13 protein-coding genes are annotated in these 11861 nt (G+C 71.9%); 10 read left to right on the forward strand and 3 right to left on the reverse strand.

The genetic code is table 11. The annotated features are described in order from the left end of the window. On the forward strand, positions 1-879 hold an 879-nt coding region (locus ACN6LM_RS36150; protein ID WP_445069662.1), incomplete at its 5' end, for a heavy metal translocating P-type ATPase. 61 nt (positions 880-940) lie between these two features. Here ACN6LM_RS36150 and ACN6LM_RS36155 read toward each other — a convergent pair. Next, a complete protein-coding gene (locus tag ACN6LM_RS36155) occupies positions 941-1564 on the reverse strand; it encodes a GNAT family N-acetyltransferase (protein WP_445069663.1) in 624 nt (207 codons plus the stop codon). Positions 1565-1776: 212 nt separating this feature from the next. On the opposite strand from ACN6LM_RS36155, the gene ACN6LM_RS36160 reads away from it, so the two are divergent. From ACN6LM_RS36160 to ACN6LM_RS36180, 5 genes are all read left to right on the forward strand, one after another. Further along, positions 1777-2226 carry a hypothetical protein gene (locus tag ACN6LM_RS36160; RefSeq protein WP_445069664.1) on the forward strand — a complete coding sequence of 150 codons (450 nt, stop codon included), beginning with the start codon at positions 1777-1779 and terminating at the stop codon, positions 2224-2226. Between the two features lie 72 nt (positions 2227-2298). Then, positions 2299-2850 carry a hypothetical protein gene (locus ACN6LM_RS36165; RefSeq protein ID WP_445069665.1) on the forward strand — a complete coding sequence of 184 codons (552 nt, stop codon included), beginning with the start codon at positions 2299-2301 and terminating at the stop codon, positions 2848-2850. Continuing rightward, entirely contained in the window at positions 2847-3395 is a 549-nt protein-coding gene (locus tag ACN6LM_RS36170) for a hypothetical protein (protein WP_445069666.1), read from the forward strand. Before ACN6LM_RS36165 ends, ACN6LM_RS36170 begins: the two co-directional genes overlap by 4 nt. Then, positions 3392-4051 carry an HD domain-containing protein gene (locus ACN6LM_RS36175; RefSeq protein WP_445069667.1) on the forward strand — a complete coding sequence of 220 codons (660 nt, stop codon included), beginning with the start codon at positions 3392-3394 and terminating at the stop codon, positions 4049-4051. The genes ACN6LM_RS36170 and ACN6LM_RS36175 overlap by 4 nt, the downstream gene beginning before the upstream one ends. A 144-nt stretch (positions 4052-4195) precedes the next feature. After that, the gene (locus tag ACN6LM_RS36180; RefSeq protein WP_445069668.1) at positions 4196-5428 is read left to right on the forward strand and encodes a Cmx/CmrA family chloramphenicol efflux MFS transporter; all 1233 of its coding nucleotides are present in this window, start codon (positions 4196-4198) and stop codon (positions 5426-5428) included. A 76-nt stretch (positions 5429-5504) separates the two neighbouring features. On the opposite strand, the gene ACN6LM_RS36185 is transcribed toward ACN6LM_RS36180, so the two are convergent. Both ACN6LM_RS36185 and ACN6LM_RS36190 read right to left on the reverse strand, forming a co-directional pair. Then, complete coding sequence (locus ACN6LM_RS36185) at positions 5505-5780, reverse strand: DUF4031 domain-containing protein (RefSeq protein WP_445069669.1); 276 nt, start codon at positions 5778-5780, stop codon at positions 5505-5507. 4 nt (positions 5781-5784) lie between these two features. Continuing rightward, the gene (locus ACN6LM_RS36190; RefSeq protein WP_445069670.1) at positions 5785-6177 is read right to left on the reverse strand and encodes a hypothetical protein; all 393 of its coding nucleotides are present in this window, start codon (positions 6175-6177) and stop codon (positions 5785-5787) included. A 129-nt stretch (positions 6178-6306) separates the two neighbouring features. Here ACN6LM_RS36190 and ACN6LM_RS36195 point away from each other — a divergent pair, with 129 nt between their 5' ends. From ACN6LM_RS36195 to ACN6LM_RS36210, 4 genes are all read left to right on the forward strand, one after another. Further along, entirely contained in the window at positions 6307-7224 is a 918-nt protein-coding gene (locus ACN6LM_RS36195) for a MurR/RpiR family transcriptional regulator (protein ID WP_445069671.1), read from the forward strand. 79 nt (positions 7225-7303) lie between these two features. Next, entirely contained in the window at positions 7304-8266 is a 963-nt protein-coding gene (gene murQ / locus ACN6LM_RS36200) for an N-acetylmuramic acid 6-phosphate etherase (protein WP_445069672.1), read from the forward strand. A 44-nt stretch (positions 8267-8310) separates the two neighbouring features. Then, entirely contained in the window at positions 8311-9828 is a 1518-nt protein-coding gene (locus ACN6LM_RS36205) for a PTS transporter subunit EIIC (protein ID WP_445069673.1), read from the forward strand. Positions 9829-10217: 389 nt separating this feature from the next. Continuing rightward, a complete protein-coding gene (locus tag ACN6LM_RS36210) occupies positions 10218-11789 on the forward strand; it encodes an FG-GAP repeat domain-containing protein (protein ID WP_445069674.1) in 1572 nt (523 codons plus the stop codon). The last annotated feature ends 72 nt before the right edge of the window (positions 11790-11861 follow it).

Here is an 11861-nt window from a genome sequence, read left to right on the forward strand (position 1 = left end):
ACCACCCCCGGAACCACCGAAACCGACACCCTCCGCCTCGCCGGCGCCCTGGAACACGCCTCCGAACACCCCATCGCCCAGGCAGTGGCCACCGGAGCCGCCGAACGCACCGGCACCCCCCTCCCCACCCCGGAGGACTTCACCAACGTCCCCGGACTCGGCGTGCAGGGCGTGGTCGACGGCCACGCGGTCCTCGTCGGCCGCGAACAACTGCTCGCCGAGTGGGAGATCCGCCTCCCGGCGGACCTGGCCGCCCGTAAGGCCGAGGCGGAGGCCGCCGGCCGCACGGCGATCGCGGTCGCCTGGGACGGCGAGGCGCGCGCGGTGGTCGAGGTGGCCGACGCGGTGAAGGACACCAGCGCGGAGGCGATCACCCGCCTGCGCCGCCTGGGCCTGACGCCCATCCTGCTGACCGGGGACAACCGGGCGGTGGCGGAGTCGGTCGCGGCCGAGGTCGGTATCGGCGAGGTGTACGCGGAGGTCATGCCGCAGGACAAGGTGGACGTCGTCAAGCGCCTCCAGGCGGAGGGCCGCTCGGTGGCCATGGTTGGCGACGGCGTGAACGACGCCGCCGCGCTGGCCCGGGCCGACCTGGGCCTGGCGATGGGCACGGGCACCGACGCGGCCATCGAGGCGGGCGACCTCGCCCTGGTCCGCGGCGACCTGCGAGCGGCGGCGGACGCGATCCGCCTGGCCCGCCGGACGCTCAGCACCATCCGGACGAACCTGTTCTGGGCCTTCGCGTACAACGTGGCGGCGCTCCCGCTGGCCGCGGCGGGCCTGCTGAACCCGATGATCGCGGGCGCGGCGATGGCGTTCTCGTCGGTGTTCGTGGTCGGCAACTCGCTACGGCTCCGGAGGTTCCGGGGCGAGGCGTGATTCCAGCCCGTCCGTCACACACCGCCCGCGCCGGGTCCGTCCGACGCGGGCGGTGCCGCGTCTACGCGGCTCCCCGTCCCATCCGCGCCTCCAGGCGCCCCCTGACATCCGGCCACTCCTCCGCCGTGATCGAGAAGATCGCCGAATCCCGCAGCCGCCCCTCCTCGCCGGGCGCCCACGAGGGGGACCAGTTCCGCAGGACGCCCTCGAAGGTGGCACCCACCGACTCGATGGCGGCCCGCGAACGCCGGTTGCGCGCATCGGTCTTCAGGTCCACCCGCGAGACGCCCCACTCCTCGAAGGCGTGCCGGAAGAGCAGGTACTTGGACTCGGTGTTCACCCCGGTGCCCTGCGCGGACGCGGCGAGCCAGGTGAAGCCGACCTCGATGGCGGTGAGGCTGCCGTCATCCGTCCAGTAGCGCGGTTCCCAGTACGCCGTGGCCCCGATGACCTGCCCGGATTCCCGGTCCACCTGCACGTAGGGCGCCAGCTTCCCGGCGGCGGCCCTTCCCAACTGGGCCTCGATATAACCCTCGACCTCCCCGGGCCCGGGGACCCAGGTGTATCCGTACGAGCTCCGGTTCTCCTGCCCCGCGCGCAACAGCCCGTCCGCGTGCCGGGGTTCAAGCGGTTCGAGCCGCACCCGTGAACCTTCCAGAACCGGTCCCACCAGCACGAAAGTCATCGCTCACCCATCCGGTCGGCAGCAGAGGAACAACGGGCCCGCGCCCGTGCGTAGGGTTCCAGAGCCATCGCGCGCGTGTCGTGCGAATATGTGTCCCGCCGCAACCGGATCACCGCTCACACGCGTCGTAGCCTGCGCCCGGCCTGCGGAGGACCGCACCACCGCTCCCGGACCGGCGCGTCAGTCCCGTACGACGAGCACGAAGAGGGTCTATGCAGCGCACCACCGCGACCACCGTTGCAGGCAAGCGTTCCCGCCTGCGCCGCCGGAGCACCGCCGCCCTGCTCGGCGCGGCCGCCTTCGCCGGCCTGACCACGGTCACCGCCACACCCGCCGGCGCCGCCGAAGCGCCGACCGGCATCAACTGGGACCACACCTGGAACGGCAGGGGCGTCCGGGTCTATGTCGAGGAGCACGGCGACATCATCTCCGTGTGCGACACCTCGGCGAACGGTCACGCGGCCTTCGTCACGGTCGACGACTGGGACCTGAACATCAGTCACTACAAGGCCACCGTGAAGACGGGCAAGGGCACCTGCGTCACGCACCGCGCCTCCCAGGGCGGCAAGTACAACCTGCACGAGTACAGCAACATCGGGCTCACCTTCGAGGGTGAGGGCGGCCAGGGCTCCTACGCCGTGAACTTCGTCAACGACCACTGACGTCACGCCGAGGGGCCGGCAACGGGGCCGTCTCGCGGTCCCGTTGTCACTCCCCCCGTCTACGCTCGCCGCATGACTTGGATCGACAGTGTGTGCGAGTTTCCGAATCACGAGGTCAACCTCGTGTTCGCCCGGGGGCTGACCCGGTCCGCGCTCGTGGCGGGGCTGCGTGAGCAGCACCGTGAGGCGCTTGCCGAGGGGGAGGCGGGGGGCTGGGCATGGGCGGTGCATGACCTGGCCAACTGGGAGATCCAGGACTACGACAACATCGACTACACCCGCCTCTGCGCGTCCGGGGGCGAGATCGCGGTCATCGTGACCGAGCCGTGCAGCGCCAAGGCGCACGGGCCGGACTTCACGTACCTGCGCGACGGGAAGTGGATCGTCCACTTCAGCTTCGAGGACGTGGAACAGCGCGTCGGCGACAACCCCGACCACATGTCGGCCGAACTGCTCGCCGCGAACCTCATCGGCCCCGACGCGGAATGCCTCGCCTGGGAGACCGATCCGGCCCACGACTGCGATGCCCACGACTCCGACAAGGAGGAGCGGATCGTGCGCGCGATAGCCGCCTGCTTCGGTCTGCCCTCGCCGCCGCTCGCCCGGGAGGTGGCGGCGCTGTGACCGCACCCCTCATCGCCCCGGACACGTTCGTCACGTATGCCAGGGGCCTCGACCTTCCCACGCTGAGCGGGATCTACACGGACCTGGGCCTCCCCTCCCGTACGCAGGGCGCGTCCGACGGCTGGGCCTGGCTGACGCACGACGCGGCCACGGCCAAGGGCGGCGACCTCGCGACCCGGGCGGGCTACCTCACCGGTTTCCGTTATGAGGAACGCTTCGGCAGCCCCAACCCCCTGGAAACCGTGTTCCTGGCCTCCACCCCGGCCTGCGAGTGCCCCCATGGGCAGAACTTCATGGTCCCGCACTGCGAGACCCACCCGTTCCACTTCATCCACAGCAGGCGCGGTTTCTCGACCACGTACTTCAACATGGGTGCCCGCCGCGAGACCCGCCGCCACGGCGACCTGCTGGTACGCGAGCTGCTGGCCGCCGGAATCGTCGGCCGGGAGACCCCGCGTTACGAGGCGGAGCCCGGGTTCAACGCGGACGGCGCCGTGACCCTGCGGATCATCACCGACCACTTCGGCCTACCCTCGTCCGCATGACGGACGACCGCGCGCAGTACGAGGAAGCCCTCCGCACCCGCTGGCACGACGCCCTCGTCGCGGCCCGGGGCGGGGCGGACGGCCCCGATCCGCTTCCGTACGCCGACAACCTCCTCGCCCGCTGGGCCGAGCCGCAGCGCAAGTACCACACGACCGCCCACCTCGCGGCGGTCCTGGACCGCGTCGACACGCTCGCCGGGCATGCGGCCGACGCGGACGCCGTACGCCTGGCGGCCTGGTTCCACGACGCGGTGTACCGGCCCGACCGGTCGGAGAACGAGGAGCGCAGCGCGGTGCTCGCCGAGCGGGCGCTCCCGGAGGCCGGGGTGCCGGACGCGGTGACCGGGGAGGTCGCGCGGCTCGTCCGGCTCACCGTCACACACGACCCGGCCGCCGGGGACACCAACGGAGAGGTGCTGTGCGACGCGGACCTGGCGATCCTGGCGGCGCCGCCGAAGGAGTACGGGGAGTACGCGGCGCAGGTCCGTGAGGAGTACGGGTTCGTCCCGGAGGAGGCGTTCCGGGAGGGCAGGGCGGCGGTGCTGCGGCAGCTCCTGGGCCTGCCGCAGCTGTTCCGTACGCCGTACGGGTCGAGGGAGTGGGAGCCGAGGGCGCGGCAGAACCTGCTGACGGAGCTTGAGCTGCTCACGCCCTGACCGGGACCGGCGGCGGCCGAGGGCCGAGGGCCAGCACCGAGGGCCCGCAGCCGGTGGCCGGTTGCCGTCGGCCGGGGAATGTCAGGAACGTTTCCGCTGTTGCCACCTGTCATGCCTGACTCCGCCGTGCGCGCCCCTTCCCGTATGCCCCTGGCCGTATACATCCTCGGTCTCTCGGTCTTCGCCCTGGGCACGAGCGAGTTCATGCTCTCCGGGCTGCTGCCTCCGATCGCCGACGACATGGACGTGTCGATCCCGCGCGCCGGACTCCTCATATCCGCGTTCGCGATCGGCATGGTGGTCGGCGCCCCGCTGCTCGCCGTGGCGACGCTGCGGCTGCCGCGCCGCACCACGCTCATCGCACTGATCTCGGTCTTCGGCCTCGGCCAGGTCGCGGGCGCGCTCGCGCCGACGTACGAGGTGCTGTTCGCGTCCCGCGTGGTCAGCGCCTTCGCGTGCGCCGGTTTCTGGGCGGTCGGGGCGGCCGTCGCCATCGCGATGGTGCCGGTGAACGCGCGGGCCCGCGCCATGGCCGTGATGATCGGCGGGCTGTCGATCGCGAACGTGCTGGGCGTGCCGCTGGGTGCGTTCCTCGGCGAGCACCTGGGCTGGCGGTCGGCGTTCTGGGCGGTCGGCGCGGCCTCGGCGGTGGCCCTGGCCGGCGTGGCGACGCTGATCCCGCGCATCCCGCTGCCCGCCGAGAAGCCGCAGCTCAAGCGGGAGATGGGCATCTACCGCGACCGCCAGGTGTGGCTGTCGATCGTGATCACCGCGCTCGCGGCCGGCGGGGTCTTCTGCGCGTTCAGCTATCTCGCGCCGCTGCTGACGGACGTCGCCGGTCTGGACTCCGGCTGGGTGCCGACCGTGCTGGCGCTGTTCGGTGTGGGCGCCCTGGTCGGTACGACGATCGGCGGCCGGGTCGCGGACGCGCACCTCTTCGGGGTGCTGCTGAGCGGAATCGCCGCGTCCACGGTCTTCCTGGCGGCGCTGGCGCTGTTCGCGTCGAACCAGGCGGCCGTGATCACGCTGTCGTTCCTGCTGGGCCTCTCGGCGTTCTACACCGCGCCCGCGCTCAACGCCCGGATGTTCAACGTGGCGGGCGCCGCGCCGACGCTGGCGGGGGCGACGACGACCGCCGCGTTCAACCTGGGCAACACGGGCGGGCCGTGGCTCGGCGGCACGGTGATCGACGCGGACTTCGGCTTCGAAGCGACCGCGTGGGCCGGGGCGGCGATGACCGTGGCGGCGCTGGTGACCGTGGTGTTCTCGCTGCGGCTCCAGCGGGCGCGCGGCTCGGCGGCCTCCCGGCTGGTGGCCCAGGGAGCGGGGGCGCCCAAGGGGGCACCGGTGGAGTCGACGGAGTGCGCGACGGGCTGAGGCGTAGGGCGCCGATGCATACGGCCCTGAGGCGTTCGGCGGGGGCTTGAGGGGCTTACGGCGGGGCTTGAGGGGCTTACGGCTTCGGCGCCGGGCGCCCCTTCGGCCGCCGCAGACCCGCCTCCGTCAGCCGCCGCACCAGCTCCTTCGAGCCGATCTCCCGCGCCCCGGCCCGTACCGCGTCCGCGTAACTCGCGGCCGGGATGTCGTAGTGGTCGCGCTCGAACGCCCGCGCCGGGGCGCCGATGGACGCCGCGAAGGCGTGCAGTTCCTCGAACGACACATCGCTGACCAGGTGCGACCAGAGACGCCCGTGTCCGGGCCAGGTCGGCGGGTCGATGTAGAGCGTCATCGCGTCATCGCCGGAGTGTCCCGCCGAGCGCGCCGACCGGGGCGACCGCCACGGCGGCCTTGGTGCAGACCCAGTGCGGGTGCGGCCCGAGCTCCGGTTCGACGTCCAGCGCGTGCGGGTCGCCCGCGTCGCAGACCGGGCAGAGCGGCCAGCGGCCGTACCGCTCGAGAAGCGCGTCCTGCACGTCCTGGGCGATGAGGCCGACGACGAACTCCGCGCCCTCCGGCCACTGCTCCACCCACCAGCGGCGGTGCGTCACGGCGTCCTCGACCATGGACACGATCTGCGCCTCGGCGACGTCTCCGGCGGCGAGGTCGGCCATGACGAGGGCGCGGGCGGTGTGCAGCGCCTGCTCCAGGCGGTCGGGCCGGTCGGACTCCGGCGGATTCTGCTCCATGCAGCCATTGTCCACCCGCCCGGCGGAAGGCCCCCCGGCGGACGACCCCCGACGCAACGTCAACCGCTTCTTCCAAAGGTCACACCAAAGAGGGTTGACGGGTTCGAGGCTTGAAAATATCTTTCAAGGGTGACCAATGACCTGAAGGAAAGTTTCATTCCGGACTCGCCGCCGGCCCCGGCGGCCCTCGCCGCCAAGGTGCGGACGCTGGCGCCGTCCATGACCCGCTCGATGCAGCGCGTCGCCGAGGCCGTCGCCGGCGACCCGGCGGGCTGCGCCGCCCTGACGGTCACCGGTCTCGCCGAGCTGACGGGCACCAGCGAGGCGACGGTGGTCCGCACCGCCCGCCTCCTGGGATATCCGGGCTATCGCGACCTGCGCCTCGCGCTCGCCGGTCTCGCCGCCCACCAGGAGTCCGGCCGCGCCCCCGCCGTCACCGCGGACATAGCGGTGGACGACCCCATCGCCGACGTGGTCGCCAAGCTGGCCTACGACGAGCAGCAGACCCTCGCCGACACGGCCGCCGGGCTCGACACGGTGCAGCTGGGCGCCGCGGTGGCCGCCGCCGCCACGGCCCGCCGGATCGACATCTACGGGGTGGGCGCGTCCTCCCTCGTCGGCCAGGACCTGGCCCAGAAGCTGTCCCGGATCGGCCTCATCGCCCACTCCCACACGGACCCGCACCTCGCGGTGACCAACGCCGTGCAGCTCCGCTCCGGCGACATGGCCATCGCGATCACGCACTCCGGCTCGACGGGCGACGTCATAGAGCCGCTGCGCGTCGCCTTCGACCGGGGCGCGACGACGGTCGCGATCACCGGCCGCCCCGACGGCCCCGTCACGCAGTACGCGGACCACGTCCTGACGACGTCCACGGCACGCGAGAGCGAGCTGCGCCCGGCCGCCATGTCGAGCCGCACCAGCCAGCTCCTGGTGGTCGACTGCCTCTTCATAGGCGTCGCCCAGCGTACGTACGAGACGGCCGCCCCGGCCCTCGCCGCCTCCTACGAGGCGCTGGCCCACCGCCACACCCCGCGTACCCGCTGACCGTCACCCGGACGCCTCCGGCAGCGCCCCGCACCCGCCCCGCATCCGCACGCCGTACGAGAAAGCAGAGCCGCTCCCCATGACCTCCCTCACCGACGCCGACGCCACCCCCGACGGCTACGGCGAGCTGCGCGCCCAGCTCGCGACCCTCACCACCGAGGCGTTCCGCCCGGAGCTCGCCGAGATCGACCGGCTGGCCACCGCGGAGATCGCCCGGATCATGAACGGCGAGGACCAGACCGTCCCGGCCGCCGTCGCCGCGCGGCTTCCCGAGATCGCCGCCGCGATCGACGCCACCGCCGAGCGCATGGCCCGCGGCGGCCGGCTGATCTACGCGGGCGCGGGCACCGCGGGCCGGCTGGGCGTGCTGGACGCCAGCGAGTGCCCGCCCACGTTCAACACGGACCCGGCCGACGTCATCGGCCTGATCGCGGGCGGCCCGTCCGCCATGGTCACCGCCGTCGAGGGCGCGGAGGACAGCAAGGAGCTGGCCGCCGCCGACCTGGAGGCGCTGGAGCTCACCGCCGACGACACGGTGGTCGGCATCTCCGCCTCGGGCCGCACGCCGTACGCGATCGGGGCGGTGGAGCACGCCCGGGCGAAGGGCGCCCTGACCCTCGGCCTGTCGTGCAACGCGGCCTCCGCGCTGGGCGCCGCCGCCGAGCACCCGCTGGAGGTCGTCGTCGGCCCCGAGCTGCTGACCGGCTCCACCCGGCTCAAGGCGGGCACGGCGCAGAAGCTCGTGCTCAACATGATCTCGACCATCACGATGATCCGCCTCGGCAAGACGTACGGGAACCTCATGGTCGACGTGCGCGCCTCCAACGAGAAGCTGCGGGCCCGCTCCCGGCGCATCGTCGCGCTGGCCACCGGCGCGCCCGACGAGGAGATCGAGGCGGCGCTCGCCGCCACGGACGGCGAGGTGAAGAACGCCATCCTGACGATCCTCGGCCAGGTCGACGGCCCCACGGCCGCCACGCTCCTGTCCGAGTCGGACGGCCACCTCCGCGCCGCGCTCGCCGCCGCCCCCCGCACCACCTGACCTGCTGCACCACCTCTCCCCCGCACAGCAAGGCACCACGCACCATGGCTACAGAAGACAAGAACCGCGCCACTGCCGCCGCGATCCTTCCGCTCGTCGGTGGCGCCGCGAACGTCAGCTCCATCGCCCACTGCATGACCCGGCTCCGGCTCGGGCTGCACGACCGTTCGCTCGTCCAGGACGACGCGCTGAAGGCCGTCCCCGCGGTCATGGGCGTGGTCGAGGACGACACGTACCAGATCGTCCTCGGTCCCGGTACGGTCGCCCGCGTCACGCCGGAGTTCGAAAAGCTGGTCGAGGAGGGCAAGGCCGAGGCCCCCGCCCCCGCCCCGGCCGACGCCGCCCCGCTCACGGCGGAGGAGCTGGCCGCGCAGGGCGCCGCGATGAAGGCGGCCCGCAAGTCGAAGAACGCGACGCCGTTCAAGCTGTTCCTGCGCAGGATCGCCAACATCTTCGTGCCGCTGATCCCGGCCCTGATCGGCTGCGGCATCATCGCCGGGCTCAACGGCCTGCTGGTCAACCTCGAATGGCTGCCCTCGGTCACCCCCGCCCTCGCCGCGATGGCCTCCGGCTTCATGGCCCTGATCGCGGTCTTCGTCGGCTACAACACCGCGAAGGAGTTCGGCGGCACGCCGATCCTGGGCGGTGCGGTCGCGGCGATCATCGTCTTCCCGGGCGTCGCGAACATCGAGGCGTTCGGCCAGAAGCTCTCCCCCGGCCAGGGCGGCGTCCTCGGCGCCCTGGGCGCGGCGGTGCTCGCGGTGTACGTGGAGAAGTGGTGCCGCCGCTGGGTGCCCGAGGCGCTGGACGTGCTGGTCACGCCGACGCTGACGGTCCTCATCTCCGGCCTGGTCACGATCTTCGGCCTGATGTACGTGGCGGGTGAGGTCTCCACCGCGATCGGTGACTTCGCGGACTGGCTGCTGTCCAACGGCGGCGCGGGCGCGGGTCTGATCCTGGGCGGCTTCTTCCTCCCGCTGGTCATGCTGGGCCTGCACCAGGCCCTGATCCCCATCCACACCACGCTCATCGAGCAGCAGGGCTACACGGTCCTGCTCCCGATCCTCGCCATGGCCGGTGCCGGGCAGGTCGGCGCGGCCATCGCCACGTACTTCCGCCTCCCGCGCAACGAGTCGATCCGCAAGACCATCAAGTCCGCCCTGCCCGCCGGCTTCCTGGGCGTCGGCGAACCCCTGATCTACGGCGTCTCGCTCCCCCTGGGCCGCCCGTTCATCACGGCCTGCGTGGGCGGTGCGTTCGGCGGCGCGTTCGTCGGCTTCTTCAACCAGCTGGGCGACGCGGTCGGCTCGACGGCGATCGGCCCCTCCGGCTGGGCCCTGTTCCCCCTGCTCGACGGCAACCACGGCCTGGGCGCCACGATCGCGATCTACGCGGGCGGCCTCGTCGTCGGCTACCTCGCGGGCTTCCTGGCGACGTACTTCTTCGGCTTCAGCAAGGAACTCCTGGCGGAGTTCAACGTGAGCCAGGAGGAGGCCGCCCCGACAGCGGCCCCGGACCCGGCCACGCCTTCCGAAACGGCGAAGGCGCCGGCGGCGGTCTGAGAGACGCGCGCAACGGAGCGGCGGCCCCCTTCACCACGGGGGCCCCCGCTCCGTCGTCTGGGTCGGCATCCTCGGGCATCCGCCGACGCGTCTGCGACACACGGTCCCCGCGTGGCCACTGCCGGTCAGTTCTTGCCAACACCGGAGGGGGATGGCCGAAAACGCACCTAGGATGACTGAGAACAGCCCCCTCCAATGAGGGCCGGCGGGGGTCGATGTGAACACCAGCTGATTCAAGCCTGAATCACTCCCGTCCCGCTGGTGACACCCATACGCGGAGAATCCCTGGGGGGACATTGCCTTCCGCTACACCCGGCCGTTTCGGTCTCGCACGCGCGAAGCGCGCGAGACGCATCTCGGCCTGCACCGCACTCGTTCTCTCCGCCGGCATGCTGCTGGCGGCTCCGGCCTCGGCCGACGACGCCTCCAAGGGCTCCGGCGGCCCCGAGACGCCGGCCACGGGCACGAAACCGCGCCTGGACCTGAACGGCAACGGCGACAACGACCTCCTCTACCGAGGCGTGGACGGCGTCCTGTACGTCAAGGCGGGCGGGTCCACCCCGGACTACCCGTTCCGCATCCCCGCCACCGACGAGCGGGAGATGCACAAGGACATCATCGCGCTGGGCGACCTCAACGCCGACGGCCCGCCCGAGATCGCCACGCTGTCCGCGACCGGCACGCTCACGCTGTACCCGAGCGCGGGCGAGGAGAGGACCTCCCCCGCCACGTGGTCCAGTGACGGCTGGCAGAAGTACAACAAGATCCTCTCCCCCGGCGACCTGACCGGTGACGGCCACAACGACCTGCTCGCGCGCACGCCCTCCGGGGACGTCTACCTCCACGCCTCCACCGGCGCCATCAAGGGCGAGCCCTTCGCGCCCGCGGTCAAGGTCGCCTCGGGCTGGGAGACGTACGACCAGATCGTCGGCCTCAACGACAGCAACGGTGACGGGTTCGGCGATGTCGTCACCCGCACCAGGGGCGGCGACCTGTACTTCTTCGCGGGCACCGGCGACGCGGCGAAGCCCTTCAAGACGCCGACCAAGAGAATCGGCTACGGCTTCCAGATCTACAACCAGCTCGTGGGTGTCGACGACCTCAACGGAGACGGCCACGGCGACCTCATGGGCCGCAAGCCGAACGGCGACACGTACATCTACCGGTCCACCGGTCAGGGCGGCTTCCGCACGCGTGACGCCGATGCCTTCGGCTGGCAGAAGGCCGCCCTGTTCGTCGGCCAGGGCGGTAACCCCGACTTCGGCAAGCACGAGGCCGTGGGCACCACCGACGACCACCGTTGGTGGTGGTACGACTCCAAGAACAACGGACAGTTCGCCTCCCGCGGGCTCCGCAACGTCGCCGAGGCCGGGCCGATGAAGCGGCTCGTCTCCTCCCTCGACTCCGACGGCCGACCCGAGGAACTCTGGGTCAAGGACGGTCGGCTGACCATCGGGGACCACTCCTTCGGCAGCGGCTGGGGCGGCTACGACGATCTCATCGGGCCGGGCGACCTGAGCGGTGACGGCAAGGGCGACCTGCTGGCCCGCGACACCAAGGGCGACCTGTACCTGTATCCGGGCAACGGCCTCACCGAGTTCGGCGCCAAGATCAAGGTCGGCTACGGCTACGGCACGTACCGCCACATCGTCGGCGCCGGCGACCTCACCGATGACGGCAGGACCGATGTGGTGGCCATCGCCAAGGACGGCACGCTCTACCTGTACGAGGGCACGGGCCAGGCGTCCTCGCCACTGAAGGCGCGCGTGAAGATCGGCTCCGGCTTCGACATCTACAACAAGTTCGCCGCGCCCGGCGACATCAACGGGGACGGCAGGGCCGACCTGGTCGGCGTCAACGGCTACGGCGACCTGTACCGCTACACGTCCACCGGGACCGGCACGATCAGCAAGCGCGTACAGATCGGCTACGGCTACAACATCTACAACGGCCTGTACTGATCACTACGCCGCCGGCGCCCTCCTCGCTGATGCGCGGAAGGCGCCTTCGGCCAAAGCGGGGGCCCCCCCCGA

The organism is Streptomyces sp. SAS_281 (genome assembly GCF_052542855.1).